Genomic DNA, 18,523 nt, shown 5'->3' with positions numbered 1-18,523 from the left:
GTGTACGTGCCGAACAGGCTCGCTCTTCCGCCGTCCCGACGCATAGGTCCGAGCGAAGCCGCATCGAATCGGCGCCTCCCGCCGTTCGGGCCAGACAATCAGGCCCCCGCATGGCACGTACCCCTGCCCGTCCTGTCGGGGCCGAGTTTGGAAGCCGCCCTCTCGGGCGGCTTCCGACTTTCGGCGTCTCGCAGCGCACCGGAAAGACTGCACGTTCTTCGGACCGGAGAACGGTGCGTCGACCCGCCGCGGCCACGCCCCGCCGCAGCGAGCGGCGGGCGGCGGGCCGGCGGGCTCGACTCCCTCAGGCCAGGTTCGACTTGCGCGGGTAGACGACGTCGGGGTCGGTCAGCACGTTCACCAGCGCCGGCTTGCCCGACGACAGCGCCCGCGCGAAGGCCGGCTTGAACGCGTCCGGCGTGCGCACCAGCTCGCCGTGGCCGCCGAGCGCCTCGACCATCCGGTCGTAGCGCGTCTCCGGCGTCAGCTCCGCCGCGACTGAGTACCCGTACAAGAACTCCATCGGGTGCTTCTCCAGCGCCCAGATGCCGTTGTTGCCCATCACCGCGACCACGTTGACGCCGTGGCGCGCGAGCGTGTCGAACTCCATGCCGCTGAAGCCGAACGCGCCGTCGCCGACCAGCAGCACGACCTGGCGGTCCGGGTGCGCGAGCTTGGCCGCCAGCGCGTAGCCGGGGCCGGTGCCCAGGCAGCCGAACGGGCCCGGGTCCAGCCAGCAGCCCGGCTCGTAGGTCTCGATCATGCGGCCGGCGTAGGACACGAAGTCGCCGCCGTCGCCGATGACGATGGCATTGCGATCGAGCACCTCGCCCAGCTCGCGGTAGAGCCGCATCGGGTGCAGCGGCGCGCGGCCGTCGTCCAGCTCGGCGCGCTCGGCCGCCCGCTTCTCCTCCTCCTTGCCGCGCAGGTGCGCGACCCAGTCCCGCGTGCGATCGGGCGTGGCCGAGCCGCCGACCAGCGCGCGCAGCGTGGCGTCGATCCCGCCGTACAGCGACACCTCGACCGGCCGCGGGTGCGCGCGGACCGGCTCGGCGCGGTCGATCACGACCAACTTGGTGTCCTCGCCGAACGAGCCGCCGAAGCCGAGGCGGAAGTCCATCGGCACGCCGATCACCAGCGCCAGGTCGGCGCCCTTCAGGCCGTCGCCGCGCGCACGCGAGAAGAACAGCTCGTGGTCGGCCGGCAGGCAGCCGCGGGCCTGGCCGTTCAAGTACACCGGGATGCCACGCGCCTCGGCCAGCGCGCGCAGCGCGTGCTCGCCACGCCCCCAGTACAGGTTGGTCCCGGCCATGATCACCGGGCGCTCCGCCTGGTCGAGCAAGGCGATGACCTTGTCGACGTCGCCGCCCGCGATCGGCTCGGCGAGCACGTCGTGCAACGCCCCTTCGATCCCGATGTCCTCCCCCTCCGAGAACACGTGATCCATCGGGAAGTCCAGGAACGTGGGACCGGAGTGCGGCGCCATCGCGGTCGCCAGCGCGTCGTCGACCAGGCCCGGGATCGCGTCCGGCGAGTCCGCCGTGGCGGCGCTCTTGGTCAGCGGCGCCACGAACGGCACGTGGTCGATCTCCTGCAGCGAGCCCATCCCCCAGCGCAGCGCGGGGGCGCGTCCGCCGAGCACGAGGATCGGCGACGCCGACTGCTGAGCGCTGGCGATCGCGCTCATCCCGTTCGTCACGCCCGGGCCGGCGGTCAGCGCCGCGACGCCCGGGGTGCGTGTGACCTTCGCCCAGCCCTCGGCGGCGAACGTCGCGGCCTGCTCGTGGCGGACGTCGACGATGTCGATGCCCTCGGCCCGGCAGCCGTCGTAGATGGAGAAGATGTGGCCGCCCGACAGCGTGAACAGCTTCGTCACGCCGTGCGCCTTCAGCCGCCGCGCGATCAGCCGTCCGCCGTGGACGCGGGTCCCCTGCTCGATGTCGGTGCTCATGTCGACGCCATGATCGCGCCCCGGCCACCCGGTTGGTTCATAGGTTTCCCACAAAGCACCCCCCAAGCGGGTGCGGCGATCGAACAGCCGCCTTGCATCGCTGCCCCAGGGGCGTAGAACCGGCAGCGACCCCGAGGAGAGAGGAGCCACACGATGGACCCCCGCTTCGAGAAGGACCTCCCGCGCGAGCCGCGCGAGGAGACCGTGGCCACCCGACGCTTCGCGGCGATCGCCGCCGAGCAGGATGCGACCTACCCCATGCTGGCGCCCGCGATGGCGACCCACATGGACGCCGAGGAGGTCTTCGACGAGGAGATCCTCGCCGGCCTGGTCAACATGTAGACGTTGACGGTGGCCTCCGCCTAGATCGCGCGCAGCTCGACCGCGGGGCGGTCCACCGCCGCCGCGGTCGCGGGCGCGTGCAGCCGCACGCGTTCGGTCTTGCCCTTCAGCTCGGCGTCCCCGCGGCCGACGAAGCCGCCGTGGTCGCCCCGCAGCAGCACGCGCGTGGCCTCGGTCAGCAGCACGTCGTCGCCGGTGATCCGCGTCGCCTCCTCGACCCGCGCCGCGGTGTTGACCGCGTCGCCGATCACGGTGAACTCGACGCGCCCGCCGCCGCCGATCGTGCCCGCCACGACCGTCCCGGAGTTCAGCCCGACCCCGAGCCGCAGGCGGTCGCCGTAGCGCTCGCGGCAGACCGCGACGATCTCCAGCGCCGCCGCCAGCGCGCGGTCGGCGTGATCGGGCAGCCGCTCCGGCGCGCCGAAGACGCCCAGCAGGCCGTCGCCGATGAACTTGTTGGCGTGCCCGCCGTGCCGGATCAGCACCGGCACGATCAACTCATACAGGTCGTTCAGCCGCGCGACCGCCTCGCGCGCGCCCTCGCGCTCGGCGAACGCGGTGAAGTCGCGGATGTCGAGGAAGAGGATCGTCACCTCGGCCTCCTGGCCCTCGAGGATCGTCCCCTCCTCCAGCACGCGCTCGGCCACGCCCGGGTCGACGAACGCGCCGAACGCCTCCCGCAGGCGCTCGCGCTCCTCCAGCCCCGACACCATCGTGTTGAACGAGCCCGCGAGGCGCCCGGTCTCGTCGGTGCCCAGCACCGGCACGCGCGCCGAGAGGTCGCCCGACGCCACGCGCGCGGTGCCCTCCTGGAGGTCCTGGATCGGCTGCAGGATCGACCGCAACAACAACAGCGACAGCTCCAGCGACACGGTGAACGCGACGCCGATCGTCACGAGCACGCCGACGCCGAGCTGGCCGAGGCCGGCGCTGTCGGGCGCCGCGATCCCGACGACGATCACGCCCGAGACGATGTTGATCGCCGGCAGCGCGAGCAGCAGCTTCCACTTCACGGGCACCGACACCGACGCGACGCCGGGGCCGTCGGGCAGGTCGCGCGACGCCGCCTCCAGCACCGGGCGCAGCCACAGCTCCAGGCCGAAGAAGCGGACGAAGACGCCGTAGAGCAGGACGACCGAGACGCCCGCGCCGAGGATGAAGAACGACGGGAAGAACGGGGCGTCGAGCTCGATCGTCAGGAAGATCGAGATCGGGACGACGTTGAGGACGAACGGCACCGCGCGGCCCCAGCGCACGAACGCCAGCGGCGCGCCGGCCAGCGCGCGCCACGCCTTCAGCGCCGCGCGCGGCGAGCGGTCGCCGCGCAGCCACGGGTCGGCCGGGGACAGCAGCCGCCACACGACCGCGATCGCCAGCGTGTTCTCGACCGCCACCGCGACCTCGGACACCACGAGGATCCGCACGAACTGCGCGGCGGTGATGTTCACGTACAGGTCGAGCAGCCAGACGCCGCCGCCGACGATCAGGAACGCGACCTGGAACAGCACCGCGACGGCGATGCGCGGATAGCGGGCGCCGAAGCGCTGAAATGCCCAGGTGAGGAAGGCGCGGAACATCTGCTCGTGATCGTGACGGACCGAACACCTGTACGCCACCGTTCGGGCGCGCCGGTCCTTCTCGACGGCGGTCGATCGACGCACAGGTTTCGTGATGTTCGAGCAATGTTCCGATTCCCGGACCGGCGTGGGGTCCCCGGGAGCGCACGGTTCACCACTCGATCGTCAAACGGACGTCCACGTCCGCTGAAAAACAGCGCGTCCGCGAGCGGACGTGGGTATCCTGGTCCCTGGCTGAGGGGTCCGTCCTATCTACGCGGTCTCAAGGGAGGCAGCCATTCCCTCCGTTCCACCCCCCAAGCGGCACCCGTACAACCAGTGGGCTCCCGACGCTCGGGCGCTCGATCTGGTGGGCGACAAGTGGACATTGCTCATCGTGCGCGACCTCGTCGCGGGTCCACGCCGCTTCGTCGAATTGCAGCGCGTCCTCCCGGGCATCAGCACCGAGCAGCTGCGGTCGCGGCTGAACCGGATGGTTGCTGATGGCCTCCTCACGCGGCAGCGGTATCGAGAGGTGCCGCCGCGGGTGGACTACGAGCTGACCGAGCGGGCGCGTGACCTGCTGCCCGTCGTCGGCGCCCTGGCCCGCTGGGGCGCCCGCTGGGCGTGGTCGCCGCCCCGCCCCGACGAGTCCGTCGACGTCGGCGCCATCCTGCGCTCCGTTCCGGGGCTGGCGCTGCCGGACGGGCTCGACGGCATGGTCGAGGTCACGGTCGTCCGCCGCGCGGGCGACATGAAGCGCTACGTGCTCACCGCGCGCCGCGGCCGGGTCGACCTGGCCGAGCGCTCCGCGCCCGAGGCCGACGCCCGCATCGCGGGCCCGGAGCGGGCGTGGGTCGAGGCGCTCGGACCCGACGCGTCCCGCACCGAGCTGGAGATCACCGGCGACCAGGAGATCGCCGAGGCGCTCCTGGAGGCGCTGGCGCCCGGCGCGGTGCGCGAGGCCGAGGTCGCCTAAGAACCCAAGCGTGCGTGCGCGTCGGCGGCCGTGAGGCCGTCGACGCGCACCACCTTGTCGCGCGCGGTCTCGCCGCGCACGACGCGCAGCCGGGACTTCGGCACGCGCAGGCGCTTGGCCAGCAGCTTGATCAGCGCCGCGTTGGCCTGCCCGCCGACCGGCGGCGCAACGACGCGTGCACGGATGAGCGGCGGCGGGCCGGCTTCGAAGACCACCGCCTCACGGTCGGCGCGCGGGGTCAGCCGGACGGTCAGATCACACGAGAAGTCCTGCAAATACCCGGGGAGGGACTCGAACCCCCATGCCCTTGCGGGCAGCCGGGTTTAAGCCGGCCGTGTCTGACCAGTTCCACCACCCGGGCGCGGTCTTAGGTGAGCGTAACGTCGGCGTTGTCACAATGGGGCCGAACCGCAACTTCCCATGCCCCCGTCTGTTTCAGTCGGTGCGGGCGTGGAAAGGCCCGTTCGAACGCGCGTGGAAGTCTCCGCCCTCCGACATTCGCCAGCCGCCGGCCTGCGCGGCCCCACCCCGCTCCTGCGTCTGCAGGGCGACGAGCGCCTGGTCGTCCTGACCCGGCGCGGGAACCAGGCGGCCTACGAGGCGCTGGTCTCCCGCTACCAGGCGCGGCTGCTGGCGTTCTGCCGGCACATGCTCGCGTCGCGCGAGGACGCGGAGGACGTCCTGCAGGAGGTCTTCGCCGCCGCGTTCAACGCGATGATGGCCGACGACCGGCCGATCAACGTGCGCCCGTGGCTGTACCGGATCGCGCGCAACCGCTGCCTGAACCACCTGCGCAAGCAGACGGCGATCGGCATGGACTCGATGGACGTCCACCTCGCCGAGCACGGCACGACGACCGCCGACAAGGTCCACGACCGCGAGGACTTCCGCCAGCTCGTCGCCGACGTGCAGACGCTGGCCGAGACGCAGCGCACCGCGCTGCTGCTGCGCGAGATCGACGCGCTCTCCTACGAGCAGATCGCCGAGGCGATGGAGACGACGGTCCCCTCGGTCAAGTCGCTGCTGGTGCGCGCGCGGGTCTCGCTGGCCGAGGCGGCCGAGGCGCGCAAGCTGACGTGCACCGAGGTGCGCGAGGAGCTCGGCGAGTGGGCCGAGGGCCTGACGAAGGTCAGCGCGCCGGTGCGCCGCCACGTGCGCGGGTGCCAGCGCTGCGCGGACTTCAAGAAGCAGCTGAAGTCCAACAACAAGGCGTTGGCGGCGGTCTTCCCGATCGGCCCGCTGCTGCTGTTCAAGAAGTTCCTGCTCGCGCAGGGCGCCGGAAGCGCGGCCGCCGGCGCGGGCAGCGCCGCCGCGGGCGCCGGCGGCGTCGCGGCGTCCGGCGTCACCACCGGCGGCGCGCTCAGCGCGGGCGTCGGCGCGGTGGCGACCAAGGCGGCGGCCGGCCTGGCCGCCGTGGCGATCGTCACCACCGGCGCGGTCGAGGTCGACCACGCCAAGAAGCACCGCCTGCAGCAGCCCGCCGCGGAGGCCGCCAAGCCCGTGACGCGCGCCGCCGCCCCGGTCGTCCCGGCGACGCCCGCGCCGGTCGCGGTGAAGTCGGTCCCGCAGACCGCCCCCGCGCACACGTCCGTCAAGCACGGCGGCGCCGAGAAGGTCGAGCATCGCGCCAAGCCCACCGACGCCGCGCCGGCCACCACGAGCGCCGCGCCGTCGACGGCCGCCCCGGCCTCGACGCAGACCGCCACCGCGAGCGTGCCCGCCTCGACCACCGCGCCGGCCGGCACCCAGCAGGGCTACGACAACACGCGCCTGCCCGACCAGACCGCGACGGCGCCCGCCGCGCCCACGACGGTCACGCCCGCCGCCACCACCCCGGCCGAGCAGCCGACCGCCACCTCGACGCCGCCCGCCGACACGACGACGACCACGCCGCCGGCTTCCACGACGACGCCGGCGCCCGCCGACCCCGCGCCGCCCGCCGACGATCCGACGACCACCACGCCGGACGCCGACGACACGACGACGACCACGCCGTCCGGCGGCGCGTCGTCGACGACGCCCGCGGGCTGAGCGGCAGCGCCGGGCTCAGCCCAGCTTGTCGCCCGGCCGCGCGTCGGCGCCCGGGTTGACCAGCAGCACGACGTCGCCGCGGTAGGTCCCGAGGGTCAGGACCTCGGAGCGGAAGGGGCCGATCTGGCGCGGTGGGAAGTTGACGACGGCCAGGACCAGGCGGCCGGTCAGCTCCTCGCGCGAGTAGTTCGTGATCTGCGCGGAGGAGCGCTTCTCGCCGATCTCGGGTCCGAAGTCGATGCGCAGCTTCCAGGCGGGCTTGCGGGCCTCGGGGAAGTCGTCGACCGCGACGATGCGCCCGACGCGGACGTCGACCTTGACGAAGTCGTCGAAGGTGATGAGGCCGTCGGCCCGGCCGTCGGCGTCGCTCACGGCCGCTCCGTCCCGAAGCGGAACGAGCGCAGCGCCGTCTTGAGCCCGCCGTTGTGGCCGACGTCGTCGGCGCGCACGATCGCGGGCGAGCGCGGTGCGGCGACCCAGATGTCGGCGCCCTGGCGGGAGGTCACGCTGGGCAGCAGCAGGATGCGGCGGCCGTACATGAGCGTGCCGTCGCCGCGGCGGAACTGGAAGACGATCTCGAAGCCCTGCTGCTTGTTGATGTTCGCGCGGCCGTCGGAGCGCCAGACGAAGCCCGGCAGGTCCTTGGCCATCTGCTTCTCCAGCGTCGCCGCGTAGAGCGGCAGGAACCCGGCCGCGTCGCCGCCGTAGGCCGGCAGCGCCAGCTCGCGGACGCTGAACGACTGCTCCTTGCTGCCCACGCGCGCCAGCTCGCCGGCCAGCGGCGCCTGCTTGCGGAACGGGTGGCGGTAGACGAAGTTGAACGCGACCGGCCGGCGCACGATCACCGCGCGCTTCTTGACGGTCTCGCCCTCGCCGCGCAGGAACAGCGCCCACAGGAGCAGCAGGACGACCAGCGCGCCGACCGCCGCCAGCGCAAGGCGCGCGGCGCGCGGGAGGACCCGGATCCGCGGCCCCAGCAGCTCGGGCAGCGTCGGGCCGAACTCGGGGCGGACGGCGGACATCCGCGCCCATTCTAGAGTCCCCGCCGTGACGACCGACGTCAGCGACGAGCACGCCGAGGCCTTCGCGGCGGTGCGCCCGCGCCTGCTCGGGATCGCCTACCGGATGCTCGGCAGCGTCGCCGAGGCCGACGACGTCGTCCAGGACGCCTGGATCCGCTGGCAGGGCGCCGAGCGCGTGGTCCACGCCTCGCGCGTGCCGCTGCACGGGCGCGAGCGGGTCGTCCGCGCGATCGACGCCAACGGCGTCCCCGCGATCCTCGCGACCGCGCCGGGCGGCGCGCCGATCGCCATGCTGACCAGCGAGACCACGGACGACGGCATCGCCGAGATCCTGTGGCAGGTCAACCCGCGCAAGCTCGCGCGATTCGCTGTCACGTCCTGACGGGGTGGGCGGCCCTCGCTGCGAACCCCCTCTCACCCGCAGCGAAGGAAGGCAAGGACATCATCATGAAGATCGTGGTCATCGGCGGCAACGGACAGGTCGGCTCGCGGCTCGTTCCCCACCTGGCGGCGGCCGGCCATGAGGTCTCGGTCGCGTCGCGCGCGCAAGGCGTCGACGCGGTCACCGGCGCGGGCCTGGACGCCGCGCCGGCCGGGGCGCGGGAACATGGACGACCTCGTCCGCCGCGTGACCGACCATGAGGTCGTCACCGACCCGGACGCCGGCTACTTCGGCACGCCGTGGTCGGAGGACCTCCTGGTCCCGATCGGCGACGTCCTGCTGGGCACGATGACGCTGGCGGCGTGGCTAGACGCGCACGACCGCGGCTGACGCGGCGGTGACCAGCGCCCGCGGCAGGTCGACGTCGGCGACGCCGGCCAGCTGCGGGTGGTCGCGGTCGATCGCGATCGACGTCGGCGGGATCTCGTCCAGCCCCAGCGACGCGCGGCCGTTGGCCACCAACTCGGCCCACAGGTCGCCGTAGTGCGACAACAACGCGGCGCGCGTCTGGCGCTCGCGCCGGGCCAGCGTCTCCAGCTCGCGCGCCTCCTCGAAGGGGTCGACGCGGACCTGGGAGTCGCTGCCGACCGCCAGCCGGACGCCCGCGTCGCGGTAGACCATCGCGGGCAGGTGGCCGTCGCCGAGGTTGCCCTCGGTCGTCGGGCAGGAGACGACGATCGTGTCGGTGTCGGCCAGCCGCGCGACGTCGTCGGCGCTGACGTGGATGCCGTGCACCAGCGACGTGCGCGCGCCGAGGAAGCCGGTGTCGTGCAGCAGCGCGATCGGCGTGGCGCCGTCGTGCTCGGCCGCGCACTCCTCAAGCTCGCGGCGCTGCTCGTGGGCGTGGACGTGGCGGACCAGGCCGTGCGCGTCGGCGTACTCGGCCAGCGCGCGCAGCCACGACGCGGGCACCGCGCGGACCGAGTGCGCGGCGACACCGACGTGAACGCCCTCGCGGTCCGCCGCCCACGCGCGCAGCGCGTCGACCCGCTCGAGGTAGGCGTCCACCGACGGGTCGCAGAACCGGCGCTGCCCGGGCCGCGGCGGCCGGTCGCCGCCGTCCCAGCCGTTGCGGTGGTAGGCGGCGGGCAGCAGGACGATCTCCAGGCCGGCCGCGCGCGCCGCCTCGGCCACCGTCATGGCCATCACGTTGGGTTGCTCGTACGGCGTGCCGTCGGGCCGGTGGTGGACGTAGTGGAACTCCCCCACCGCGCCGTAGCCCGCGGCGCGCATCTCGCGGTACACGCGCGTCGCGACGTCGGCCATCGTGTCCGGGTCCAGCGCGCCCGCCAGCCGGAACATCTCGGTGCGCCAGGTCCAGAAGTCGTCGGCGGGGTCCGACGGCCGCTCGCCGATCCCGCGCAGGTCGCGCTGGAACGCGTGGCTGTGGGCGTTGGGCATGGCGTCGACCAAGGTGGTGGTCATGCGCTGAGGGCCTCCAGGATCGCGGTGGCGCCGGCGGCGGCGTCCTCCAGCTCGACGTGCTCGACGGGCGAGTGGCTGATGCCGGTCGCGTTGCGGACGAGCACCATCGCGGCCGGGACGTGCGGCGCGAGCAGGCCCGCGTCGTGGCCCGCCCAGCAGACGACCTCGGGCGCGCCGGCGCCGCGCAGCAGCGCGCGCAGGCCGTCGTCGAACGTCACGGCGGGCGAGCGCGACTCGATCGCGAGGTCCGCGCCCGGCGCCGCGGCGGTCACGCGCGCCAGCCACGCGTCGAGCACGGCGCTGTCGGGCGAGCGCGCGTCCAGCCAGGCCGTCGTGCCCGCGGCGATCGCGGTCAGCGCGTTGGGCTCGACGAGGATGCGGCCGACCGTGGCGCGCATCTCGCCGGCGGCCTGCTCGTTGGCGGCGACGATCAGGCGCGCGGCGGCCAGCAGCGCGTCCTGGCGGCCCTCCATCGGCGTCGTGCCCGCGTGGTCGGCGACGCCGCGCAGCGTCGCGCGCACGCGCAGCCGCGCCGCCAGCGACGAGACGACGCCGTAGGGCGCGCCGCGCTCCGCCAGGTCGGTCGACTGGTCGATGTGCAGCTCGTAGAAGCCCCGGAGCTTGTCGAGGTTGTCGGTCGCCCGGGGCAGCCCCGCGGGGTCGACCCCGGCCGCGCGCATCGCCTCGGCCAGCGTGGTCCCGTCGTCGTCGGCGCGGTCCAGGACGCCGTCGGCCAGCGCGCCGGTCAGCGCCCGCGAGCCGAACGTCGGCGTGTTGAAGCGCGCGCCCTCCTCGTCCTCGAACGAGATGACCGCCAGCGGCCGGTCGTCCGGCGCGACCGCCGCGATCGCGAACGCCGCCGCGACACCGAGCGCGCCGTCGAACGCGCCGCCGTCGCGGACCGAGTCGGTGTGCGAGCCGACCGCCCACCACGGGCCGTCGGTCCCGCGCGGCGTCGCCCAGCGGTTGCCCGCCGCGTCGCGCCAGGCCTCCAGCCCGCACGCCGCGGCCTGCTCCTCGAACCACGCGCCCGCCGCCGCGTCCTCGGGCGTCCACGCGAGGCGGTTGGTGCCGCGCCGCGCGTCGAAGCCGATCGCGCGCAGCGGCGCCAGGCGCGCGTCGAGGTCCCGCGCGGTGATCGGGCTCACGCCAGCCGCCATGCCTGGTCCTCCCGGACGTGGACGATCTCGCCGCCGACGATGACGATCGCCACCGGGTTGTGGCCGAAGCGGTAGGGCACGTGCTCCAGCGGCGCGTCGAGGACGACGACGTCGGCGCGCTTGCCGGCCTCCAGCGACCCGAGGTCCTCATGCCGGCGCAGCACCCACGCCGCGTTGAGCGTCATCGCGACGAGCGCCTCGCGCGGCGTCCAGCCGTAGCGGCGGACGGCGAGGCCGGCGATCAGCGGCAGCGAGGCGACCGGCGAGGTGCCGGGGTTGAGGTCGGTGGCCAGGACGCCGATGGCGCCCGCGTCGGCCAGCGCGCGACCGGGCGCGACGTGCTCGTCGCCAAGGACCTCCGCGCCGGGCAGCAGGACCGCCGCGCACTCGGCGGCGGCCAGCGGGCCGAGGTCGTCGGGATGCAGGCACGCGAGGTGGTCGACCGAGCGCGCGCCGTGCTCCAGCGCGACGGGCACCGAGCGCATGGTCGAGAACTGCTCGACGTGGGCGCGGAGGTCGCGGCCGTTGGCCCGCGCCAGCTCGCCCATGCGCGCGAGGTCGTCGAGGCCGAAGGCCACCGACTCGACGTAGATGTCCAGCGCGGTCGCCGCGTCGTGCGCGGCCAGCGGCGCGACCGCGTCGAGCCAGGCGCCCGCGCCCGCGTAGTCCGCCGGGATCGCGTGGGCGAGCAGCGCGGTGCTGCGCACCGTCTGCGGCACCTCGCGCGCCAGCCGCGCCGCGAGGTCCAGCGCGCGCCGCTCGGCGTCCACGCTCAGCCCGTAGCCCGACTTCGTCTCGAAGCTCGTCGTGCCGTGCCGGAGCATCTCGCGGGTCAGCGCGGTGGCCTGCGCCAGCACCGCGTCGTCGCCGGACTCCGCGAAGGCCCGCGCCGACGACGCGATCCCGCCGCCCGCGCGCGCGATCTCCTCGTAGGGGCGGCCCGCGACCTTCATCGCGTACTCCTCCGCGCGCCAGCCCGCGAACGGCAGGTGCGTGTGGCAGTCGACCAGCCCCGGGATCACCGCGCAGCCGGTGCAGTCGATCCGGCGCGCGGTGGCGTCGGCCGCGAAGCCCGCGATGCGGTCGCCGTCGGTGGCCAGCGCGCCGCCGTCGAGCACGACGTCGGCGGCGCGGTCCAGCCGCACGTAGGGCAGTCCGTCCCGCGGCGGGCGCGCGACCTGCGCGGCGTTCTCCAGGCTGAGCGGCGTCACGCGTCCATCATGGGGATGTCGATGTCCAGCCGCTTGGCCGCGGCCTCGGCCTCGGGGTAGCCCGCGTCGACGTGGCGCACGACGCCCATGCCCGGGTCGATCGTCAGCACCGCGCGGACACGCTCGGCGCCCAGCTCGGTGCCGTCGGCGACGACGACCTGGCCGGCGTGGATCGACTTGCCCATGCCGACGCCGCCGCCGTGGTGGATCGACACCCACGACGCGCCCGCCGCGACGTTCACCATCGCGTTGAGCAGCGGCCAGTCGGCCACCGCGTCGGTGCCGTCGCGCATCGCCTCGGTCTCGCGCTCGGGCGAGGCGACCGAGCCCGCGTCGAGGTGGTCGCGGCCGATGACGATCGGCGCGCGCAGCTCGCCGGAGGCGACCATCTCGTTGAACTTGAGCCCCGCGAGGTGGCGCTCGCCGGCGCCCAGCCAGCAGATGCGCGCGGGCAACCCCTGGAACTTGACGTGCTCCTGGGCCAGCTCGATCCAGCGGCGGATGTGGGGCTGGTCGCCGAAGAGGTCGAGGATCGCGGCGTCGGTGGCGGCGATGTCGGCCGGGTCGCCGCTGAGCGCCGCCCACCGGAACGGGCCCTTGCCCTCGCAGAACAGCGGGCGGATGTAGGCGGGGACGAAGCCCGGGTAGGAGAACGCGTCCTCGTCGCCGTGCTTGGCGGCCAGCCCGCGCAGCGCGTTGCCGTAGTCGAAGGCCTCGGCGCCGGCGGCGGCCAGCGCGCGGATCGCGCCGACGTGCGTCTTGGCGCTCTCCCCCACGCGGCGCAGGTACTCGTCGGGGTCGGACTCGCGCAGCGCCTCGCCCTGCTCGATCGTCATCCCCGCGGGCAGGTAGCCGACCAGCGGGTCGTGGGCGCTGGTCTGGTCGGTGACGACGTCGACGTGCACGCCGCGCGCGACCAGCTCGGGCAGGACCTCGGCGGCGTTGCCGAGCAACCCGATGGACAACGGACGGCGCTCGGCGACGGCGGCGGCCGCGCGCTCCAGCGCGTCGTCGAGCGAGCCCGCGCGCTCGTCCAGGTACCCCGTCTCGATCCGGCGCTCGATGCGCGTGCGGTCGACCTCGACGCACAGCGCGACGCCGCCGTTCATCGTGACCGCCAGCGGCTGCGCGCCGCCCATCCCGCCGAGGCCGGCGGTGACGACCAGGCGCCCTTCGAGCGAGCCGCCGAAGCGCTTGCGGGCGACCGCGGCGAACGTCTCGTAGGTGCCCTGCAGGATGCCCTGGGACCCGATGTAGATCCACGACCCGGCGGTCATCTGGCCGTACATCATCAGGCCCTTGCGCTCGAGCTCGCGGAAGTGGTCCCAGTCGGCCCAGTCGCCGACGAGGTTGGAGTTGGCGATCAGCACCCGCGGCGCGCGCTCGTGCGTGGTGAAGACCGCGACGGGCTTGCCGGACTGCACCAGCAGCGTCTCGGTGTCCTCCAGGCGCATCAGCACGTCCTTGATCGCCGCCAGCGACGCGTGGTCGCGCGCGGCCTTGCCGATGCCGCCGTAGACCACCAGGTCGTCCGGGTTCTCGGCGACGTCCGGGTGCAGGTTGTTCTCCAACATGCGCAGGGCGGCCTCCTGCTGCCACCCACGGCAGCGGAGCTGGTCGGGTGCGGCGCTCATGGGGCCGAGTCTCGGGCGGTGGCGGTCGCGTGGCAAGGCACGTCTGGGATCTGAGACACTGGGATCGTGGCCAATGTCCCCGCCGCGACCTCCGCGCTCGACGTCCTGGAGCTGTTGGCCCGTCACGCCGCGCCGCTGCCCGCCGCGGCGATCGCGCGCGACCTCGGGCTGCCCCGGTCCACGACCTACCACCTGCTGGCGGCGCTGCGCGAGCGCGGCTTCGTCGCACACCTGGAGGACGAGCGCCGCTGGGGCCTGGGCGTCGCGGCCTTCGCGCTCGGCGCGGCCTACACGCGCCAGGAGCCGCTGCGCTGGATCGCGCAGAACGTGCTGCAGGACCTGGTCGCGCAGACCACGCACAACGGCCATCTCGCGATGCTGCACGGCGCCGACGTGTTGTACGTGATCGAGGAGCGCGCGCCGCGACGGCCGTCGCTGGTCACCGACGTCGGCGTCCGCCTGCCCGCGCATCTGACCGCCAGCGGCCTGGCGATGCTCGCCGCGCTGCCCGCCCCGCAGCTGCGCGCGCTGTTCCCCAACCGCGACGCGCTGGTCGTCCGCGAGGGCGGGCGCGGCCCGCGCACGCTGGTCGAGCTGCGCCGCGCGCTGGCCGAGACCCGCCGCGCCGGCCACGCGACCGAGGACGGCTATGTCACGACCGGCTTCGCGTCGGTCGCCGCGCCGGTCCTAGACCACACCGGCCATCCGGTCGCGGCGATCGCGCTGACGTTCCCCGCGCGCGAGGTGAAGCTCGGCCGTCCGCGCGCGGCGCTGGCCAGCGCTGTGATCGACGCGGCGGGCGAGGTGGCGCGACGGATCCGCGGACGGGTGCCGGCCCCTACGGGCCCGGATCCCCGCCGTTGACGACGTCCAGCGTCGCCCTGCCGCCGTCGGCGGTCGAGATGGTGTACTTGCCGGGCTTCAGCCCGACGATGGTCTTCGTTCCGGGCACGGCGAGCGTGGCGCCGCCGGGCAGCGTGGCGGTGGACGACGCGCCGGAGATCTTGATCTCCAGCGAGAGGAAGGCCGGGACGGTGACGGTCGTCGGCGACAGCGCGCCGCCGGAGTGCGTGAGCATGACCGGCACGCGCGCGGGCTCCTCGTCGCCGGCCCCGCCCTCGCCGGACTCGCCGGTGGTCGTCGGCGTCGTCTCCCCCGTCGTCACGCCGCCCTTGGGCACGCCGGTCGTGGCGGTCGGCGGGACGGTCACGGTCTTGGCGGTGGTCGTCTCGTCGGTCGCCGTCGGGGTCGGGGTCGTCGCGACGACCGTGCCGGTGCCCGCCGGGTCGGCGCCGTCACCCGAGTTGGTGGACTTGGCGTCGTCGCCGCACGCCGCCAGGACGACGGCGGCGGCCACGCCGGCCAGCAGAGCGGCGGCCCGCGCCCTCACTGGCCGATCGAGAACATCGCCTCGAGGTCGTGCTCGGAGAACACCTCGAAGGCGACCATCGTCTGGGTGCGGCTGACGCCGGGGAGCTTGACGAGCTTCCCGGTGATGACGTCGGCAAGCTGGTCGTGACGGGGCACGCGGACGATCGCCACGAAGTCCCACTCACCGGTGACGCTGTAGGCCTCGGCCACGCCGTCGAGGCCGGCGAGCTCGCCGCCGAGCGTCGTCAGCGCATCCCGCTCGGCCTCGATCAGCACGACCGCGTGGGTCATCGGACCGTGTGGCTCTCGCCCGGCTCCAGCACGACGACCTCGGCGTAGCCGGCGTTCTGCACGTCGGACTTGAACGCCTGCACGTCGGTCTGGATCGGCGGGAACGTGTCGTAGTGGCACGGGATGACCTGGTCGGCCTTGACGAACTCGGCCGCGGTCACCGCGTCGAAGCGGTCCATCGTGAAGTGGCCGCCGATCGGGATCAGCGCGACGTCGATGTGGCCGCGCCGCGACGGCAGCGCCAGGTCGCTGAACAGGCCGGTGTCGCCGAGGTGGTAGATCCGCTTGCCGCCGATCTCGATCACCAGGCCGGCGGGCGTGGCGGTCGTGCCGCCGGACGGCGAGGTGCCGGTGTGCCACGCGGGCGTCAGGCGGACGCTCACCCAGCCGAGGTCGACCGTGCCGCCGATGTTGGGGTTGTGGACCTTGTCGAGCCCGGCCCCCTCCAGCTCCGCGGCCAGCTCGACGATCGCCACGACGTCGGCGCCCGTGCGCTGGGCGATGTCCACCGTGTCGCCCAGGTGGTCGCCGTGGCCGTGGGTCAGGAAGATCGCGTCGGCCTCGACCTCGTCGGCGCCGGCCGCGGCCTTGGGGTTGCCGGTCAGGAACGGGTCGACGAGCACGGTCTTGCCGTCGTGCGACAGCGCGAACGCGGCGTGGCCCAGGAACTTGATCTCCATCGACTACTCCTCTGACTCGGACTCGGACTCGGGTTCGTTGAACGCCTCGGGCTCGTACATCGCGCGCGCCAGCTCGAGCCCGACGGCGACGCCGACGAGCATGCTCAGCCGGGTCTCCTCGGCGATCAGCGTGCGGATGGCGATCTCGCGCTCGGCCTCGCCCTCGATGGAGGCCGCGCCGGTGATCTGCTTCTCGTGCGCCTCGCCGAACCAGCCGCCGGCGTGCAGGGCCTCGTTGAGCACGCGCTGCAGCCCGGGGGCCGCGTGCGTGACGATCTCCTGGGCGTGGGCGAAGCGCCCGGGGTCGGTCGAGAGCGCCGCGACGGCGGCGTCGACCTGCTCGGCGGTGAAGCGGCGGGCGGGCACTGGGATCCACCCTAGCGCGGGGTTCGCTACCGGGTGGTGTCCTGCGTGCGCAGGAGCATCAGGCCCGCGAGCGCTCCCAGGACCAGGCCCGAGAACGTCGCGATCGCGCTCGCGCCCCAGGCGACCGCGGGCATCACCGCGACGACGATGCCGAGGACCGCGGTGCCGATGAGGTCGCCGTCGTAGTCCACGCCGCGGCGGGCGCGGACGAGGTCGGGCAGGACCCAGGCGGCGAGCATGCCCAGCGCGGCGCCGGGCGCGCCGAAGATGAAGTCGTCGAGGTTGACGGCCGCCGCGATCGCGTTGCCGCCCAACCCGCAGGCGACGAACAGCGCCAGCACGAGCAGCGGCCCGTGGCGCAGCTCCAGCCGCCAGCCGAAGATCCCGATCGTGAACAGGACCGCCAGCTGGTACCAGGCGTTCGGGTAGACGAAGGCCGGGACCACGTACTTCCACGCGGCGCCGTGGAGGTCGACGAGGCCGAGGTCGCGGTCGGCGACGAACGGCAGGATCAGGTAGCCGACGAGCGACAGGACGATCAGCGCGATCGTCATGTTCGGACGGCCGAACGCGTCGGCGCGAATGCCCGGGATCTCGTCGCGACGCAGCGGCGTCAGCATCGGCCGGGGCAGCTTGCGGGCGCTGCGCGGGGACGCGTCGCCGGTGCGGCGGTCGATCTTGGGCGCGCGCTTGCGCAACCGCGTTCCGCAGTACGGGCACTCGGTGATGTACGGGCTGACCTCAGACCCGCACTTCTTGCAAACGACGAAGAGGTCAGGCGTCCCGGCCATCTCGAATCGATTCTAGGCCCCCAGGACTCCAGTCGGAGCCAACGAGGTCGATCATTCGATCGTGCGGCGGCTCAGGGACTTCCAGATCGTCGGTTTGGACGCCTTGGGCGAGGATTCGACCTGGCGCGTTGTCGCGGTCGACGGCGGCGAAGCCGTGCTGGAGCCCCGCGACGCGGCGACGCTCGCGCTGCTCGATCCGCTGCCCGCGCCCGCGACCCTGTCGTTCGAGACGCCGCGCCATCCGGTGCTGCTGACCGGCACCGTCGAGCGCGGACCGATCGACGGGACCGTCGGCTTCCGGGTGACCGACGACGTCGGCGTCCGACCGCTGCGCCTCCGTCCCCGGCTGAAGGCCGAGCTGGCCGTCCGCGTCACCCCGCTGGACGGCGACGGCCGCCGCGTCGGCGGCGCCCAGGACTTCTCGACCACCGACGTCTCTGCCGGCGGCCTCCGGATCGACGCCGTGGCCTCCGCGATGCCGGGCACGCATGTCGGCCTGGAGGTCGCGGTCCCCGGCCTGCCGTCGCCCCTGGTCTGCCGCGGGCGCGTCGTACGCCGCGACGCCGACGGCGCCGCGGCGGTGGAGTTCACGGACCTGGACGCCGAGGTGGCGGGCACGCTGGACCAGCTGATCTTCGCGGTGCGCCAGAGGGTGGCGCGGCAGGCGTTCCTGCTGCGGGAGGGCGGGTAGGGGGCCCGTGCTGGTGCTGGCGCTTGTGGCGTCCGGCGCGGGGCTGTGGTTGGTGGTGCGAGGCGCTGGTGGGGTTTGGCATTGAGAGCGGCGAGCAGGGGTTGGCGGTGCCGGCGCTCGCTCGTCTGCCGTGGGCGTGGGGCGGCGGGTGCCTGCGCCGAGGCGAAGCCGCCTTCAGGGACTCGCATCCAGACCTGACCCCGGGCCAGGGTGGCGCACCCTCCACCCCGCATCGATGGCAGCTCGGGGCGCCCGGCGCCCTCGGAGTGCCATCGATCTGCCGATGCGGGCGCCCCTGGGCGACCAACGGCGCCTTCGTGTTCCTCGGCGACACGAAGACGCCGTCGGTGGGATCGAAGGCGAGGCCGACGCTTCCCCGGAGATCGATGGCAGCTCGGGGGCGCCCGGCGCCCCCGAAGTGCCATCGATCCGCCGAGGCCGGCGCCCCCGGGCGACCAACGGCGCCTTCGTGTTCCTCGGCAACACGAAGGCGCCGTCGGTCGGCCCACGACGGGGCTCGATGGCCGCCGGACGCCTGCGGCGACCCCGAGGGGCGTCGCCGGTCGACGGTTCGCAGGGA

At 74.0% G+C, this 18,523-nt stretch carries 21 protein-coding genes, 1 tRNA gene and 1 pseudogene; 8 read left to right on the top strand and 15 right to left on the bottom strand.

Annotated elements, in window-relative coordinates; all coding sequences use genetic code 11:
* Nucleotides 1–304 precede the first annotated feature (304 nt).
* Nucleotides 305–1,951, bottom strand: coding sequence for an acetolactate synthase (locus VFG42_RS09045; protein WP_324907497.1), 1,647 nt, complete (start codon nt 1,949–1,951; stop codon nt 305–307).
* A gap of 153 nt (nt 1,952–2,104) precedes the next feature.
* On the opposite strand from VFG42_RS09045, the gene VFG42_RS09040 reads away from it, so the two are divergent.
* Complete coding sequence (locus VFG42_RS09040; protein WP_324907494.1) at nt 2,105–2,293, top strand: hypothetical protein; 189 nt, start codon at nt 2,105–2,107, stop codon at nt 2,291–2,293.
* Between the two features lie 20 nt (nt 2,294–2,313).
* On the opposite strand, the gene VFG42_RS09035 is transcribed toward VFG42_RS09040, so the two are convergent.
* On the bottom strand, nt 2,314–3,870 hold the full coding sequence (locus tag VFG42_RS09035) for an adenylate/guanylate cyclase domain-containing protein (protein ID WP_324907492.1): 1,557 nt from the start codon (nt 3,868–3,870) through the stop codon (nt 2,314–2,316).
* 349 nt (nt 3,871–4,219) lie between these two features.
* Between VFG42_RS09035 and VFG42_RS09030 the strand changes: the two genes are divergently transcribed.
* A complete protein-coding gene (locus VFG42_RS09030; RefSeq protein ID WP_324907490.1) occupies nt 4,220–4,828 on the top strand; it encodes a helix-turn-helix domain-containing protein in 609 nt (202 codons plus the stop codon).
* Here the strand turns inward: VFG42_RS09030 and VFG42_RS09025 are convergent.
* Nucleotides 4,825–5,103 carry a DUF167 domain-containing protein gene (locus VFG42_RS09025; protein ID WP_324907488.1) on the bottom strand — a complete coding sequence of 93 codons (279 nt, stop codon included), beginning with the start codon at nt 5,101–5,103 and terminating at the stop codon, nt 4,825–4,827. The two genes, VFG42_RS09030 and VFG42_RS09025, sit on opposite strands and share 4 nt — an antisense overlap.
* A 1-nt stretch (nt 5,104) precedes the next feature.
* Nucleotides 5,105–5,189, bottom strand: a tRNA-Leu gene (locus VFG42_RS09020).
* A gap of 113 nt (nt 5,190–5,302) precedes the next feature.
* Here VFG42_RS09020 and VFG42_RS09015 point away from each other — a divergent pair.
* On the top strand, nt 5,303–6,859 hold the full coding sequence (locus VFG42_RS09015; protein WP_324907486.1) for an RNA polymerase sigma factor: 1,557 nt from the start codon (nt 5,303–5,305) through the stop codon (nt 6,857–6,859).
* A 15-nt stretch (nt 6,860–6,874) separates the two neighbouring features.
* Here the strand turns inward: VFG42_RS09015 and VFG42_RS09010 are convergent, their stop codons facing one another.
* Nucleotides 6,875–7,231, bottom strand: a complete 357-nt coding sequence (locus VFG42_RS09010; protein WP_324907484.1) for a tRNA-binding protein — start codon at nt 7,229–7,231, stop codon at nt 6,875–6,877.
* A complete protein-coding gene (locus VFG42_RS09005; protein WP_324907482.1) occupies nt 7,228–7,881 on the bottom strand; it encodes a hypothetical protein in 654 nt (217 codons plus the stop codon). The genes VFG42_RS09010 and VFG42_RS09005 overlap by 4 nt, the downstream gene beginning before the upstream one ends.
* 25 nt (nt 7,882–7,906) lie before the next feature.
* Here VFG42_RS09005 and VFG42_RS27420 point away from each other — a divergent pair.
* The 3 genes and pseudogenes from VFG42_RS27420 to VFG42_RS08990 all read left to right on the top strand — a co-directional run.
* Nucleotides 7,907–8,056 (top strand): annotated as a pseudogene (locus VFG42_RS27420) (sigma factor); the annotation flags it as partial.
* A 272-nt stretch (nt 8,057–8,328) separates the two neighbouring features.
* Entirely contained in the window at nt 8,329–8,523 is a 195-nt protein-coding gene (locus VFG42_RS08995) for an NAD-dependent epimerase/dehydratase family protein (RefSeq protein WP_324907478.1), read from the top strand.
* Nucleotides 8,510–8,653, top strand: a complete 144-nt coding sequence (locus VFG42_RS08990) for a hypothetical protein (protein WP_324907476.1) — start codon at nt 8,510–8,512, stop codon at nt 8,651–8,653. Before VFG42_RS08995 ends, VFG42_RS08990 begins: the two co-directional genes overlap by 14 nt.
* On the opposite strand, the gene VFG42_RS08985 is transcribed toward VFG42_RS08990, so the two are convergent.
* Genes VFG42_RS08985 through hutU form a run of 4 tightly spaced genes read right to left on the bottom strand, consistent with a single transcriptional unit; the run spans nt 8,630 to nt 13,753 of the window.
* Nucleotides 8,630–9,748, bottom strand: coding sequence for a formimidoylglutamate deiminase (locus VFG42_RS08985; protein WP_324907474.1), 1,119 nt, complete (start codon nt 9,746–9,748; stop codon nt 8,630–8,632). The genes VFG42_RS08990 and VFG42_RS08985 overlap by 24 nt on opposite strands.
* On the bottom strand, nt 9,745–10,896 hold the full coding sequence (locus VFG42_RS08980; RefSeq protein ID WP_324907473.1) for a Zn-dependent hydrolase: 1,152 nt from the start codon (nt 10,894–10,896) through the stop codon (nt 9,745–9,747). Before VFG42_RS08980 ends, VFG42_RS08985 begins: the two co-directional genes overlap by 4 nt.
* Nucleotides 10,893–12,119: an imidazolonepropionase gene (hutI, locus tag VFG42_RS08975; RefSeq protein WP_324907471.1), complete on the bottom strand. Its 1,227-nt coding sequence runs from the start codon at nt 12,117–12,119 to the stop codon at nt 10,893–10,895. Before hutI ends, VFG42_RS08980 begins: the two co-directional genes overlap by 4 nt.
* Nucleotides 12,116–13,753 carry a urocanate hydratase gene (hutU, locus tag VFG42_RS08970; RefSeq protein ID WP_324907469.1) on the bottom strand — a complete coding sequence of 546 codons (1,638 nt, stop codon included), beginning with the start codon at nt 13,751–13,753 and terminating at the stop codon, nt 12,116–12,118. The genes hutI and hutU overlap by 4 nt, the downstream gene beginning before the upstream one ends.
* Before the next feature lie 66 nt (nt 13,754–13,819).
* Between hutU and VFG42_RS08965 the strand changes: the two genes are divergently transcribed.
* Nucleotides 13,820–14,617: an IclR family transcriptional regulator gene (locus VFG42_RS08965; protein WP_324907467.1), complete on the top strand. Its 798-nt coding sequence runs from the start codon at nt 13,820–13,822 to the stop codon at nt 14,615–14,617.
* On the opposite strand, the gene VFG42_RS08960 is transcribed toward VFG42_RS08965, so the two are convergent.
* Genes VFG42_RS08960 through VFG42_RS08940 form a run of 5 tightly spaced genes read right to left on the bottom strand, consistent with a single transcriptional unit; the run spans nt 14,592 to nt 17,252 of the window.
* Nucleotides 14,592–15,110: a hypothetical protein gene (locus tag VFG42_RS08960; protein ID WP_324907465.1), complete on the bottom strand. Its 519-nt coding sequence runs from the start codon at nt 15,108–15,110 to the stop codon at nt 14,592–14,594. The two genes, VFG42_RS08965 and VFG42_RS08960, sit on opposite strands and share 26 nt — an antisense overlap.
* Before the next feature lie 29 nt (nt 15,111–15,139).
* The gene (locus tag VFG42_RS08955) at nt 15,140–15,415 is read right to left on the bottom strand and encodes an Lrp/AsnC ligand binding domain-containing protein (protein WP_324907463.1); all 276 of its coding nucleotides are present in this window, start codon (nt 15,413–15,415) and stop codon (nt 15,140–15,142) included.
* The gene (locus tag VFG42_RS08950; protein ID WP_324907461.1) at nt 15,412–16,095 is read right to left on the bottom strand and encodes a metal-dependent hydrolase; all 684 of its coding nucleotides are present in this window, start codon (nt 16,093–16,095) and stop codon (nt 15,412–15,414) included. Before VFG42_RS08950 ends, VFG42_RS08955 begins: the two co-directional genes overlap by 4 nt.
* Nucleotides 16,096–16,098: 3 nt before the next feature.
* Nucleotides 16,099–16,461 carry a hypothetical protein gene (locus VFG42_RS08945; RefSeq protein ID WP_324907459.1) on the bottom strand — a complete coding sequence of 121 codons (363 nt, stop codon included), beginning with the start codon at nt 16,459–16,461 and terminating at the stop codon, nt 16,099–16,101.
* A gap of 26 nt (nt 16,462–16,487) precedes the next feature.
* Nucleotides 16,488–17,252 (bottom strand): rhomboid family intramembrane serine protease, encoded by a 765-nt coding sequence (locus VFG42_RS08940; protein WP_324907457.1) that lies wholly within the window; start codon nt 17,250–17,252, stop codon nt 16,488–16,490.
* 61 nt (nt 17,253–17,313) lie between these two features.
* Between VFG42_RS08940 and VFG42_RS08935 the strand changes: the two genes are divergently transcribed.
* The gene (locus VFG42_RS08935) at nt 17,314–17,943 is read left to right on the top strand and encodes a PilZ domain-containing protein (protein WP_324907455.1); all 630 of its coding nucleotides are present in this window, start codon (nt 17,314–17,316) and stop codon (nt 17,941–17,943) included.
* Nucleotides 17,944–18,523 lie beyond the last annotated feature (580 nt).

It is taken from the genome of Baekduia sp. (assembly GCF_035685985.1).
In the GTDB taxonomy this organism is placed as follows: Bacteria; Actinomycetota; Thermoleophilia; order Solirubrobacterales; family Solirubrobacteraceae; genus Baekduia.
Note: the sequence above shows the minus strand (reverse complement) of the source record. Positions and strands in the feature narration are given on the sequence as shown.

Bases quoted from the DNA above. Each gene is read 5' to 3' on its own strand.
- VFG42_RS09045 (WP_324907497.1), bottom strand. From the start codon at position 1,951: ATGAGCACCGACATCGAGCAGGGGACCCGCGTCCACGGCGGACGGCTG.
- VFG42_RS09040 (WP_324907494.1), top strand. From the start codon at position 2,105: ATGGACCCCCGCTTCGAGAAGGACCTCCCGCGCGAGCCGCGCGAGGAG.
- VFG42_RS09035 (WP_324907492.1), bottom strand. From the start codon at position 3,870: ATGTTCCGCGCCTTCCTCACCTGGGCATTTCAGCGCTTCGGCGCCCGC.
- VFG42_RS09005 (WP_324907482.1), bottom strand. From the start codon at position 7,881: ATGTCCGCCGTCCGCCCCGAGTTCGGCCCGACGCTGCCCGAGCTGCTG.
- VFG42_RS08995 (WP_324907478.1), top strand. From the start codon at position 8,329: ATGAAGATCGTGGTCATCGGCGGCAACGGACAGGTCGGCTCGCGGCTC.
- VFG42_RS08985 (WP_324907474.1), bottom strand. From the start codon at position 9,748: ATGACCACCACCTTGGTCGACGCCATGCCCAACGCCCACAGCCACGCG.
- hutU (WP_324907469.1), bottom strand. From the start codon at position 13,753: ATGAGCGCCGCACCCGACCAGCTCCGCTGCCGTGGGTGGCAGCAGGAG.
- VFG42_RS08955 (WP_324907463.1), bottom strand. From the start codon at position 15,415: ATGACCCACGCGGTCGTGCTGATCGAGGCCGAGCGGGATGCGCTGACG.
- VFG42_RS08950 (WP_324907461.1), bottom strand. From the start codon at position 16,095: ATGGAGATCAAGTTCCTGGGCCACGCCGCGTTCGCGCTGTCGCACGAC.
- VFG42_RS08940 (WP_324907457.1), bottom strand. From the start codon at position 17,252: ATGGCCGGGACGCCTGACCTCTTCGTCGTTTGCAAGAAGTGCGGGTCT.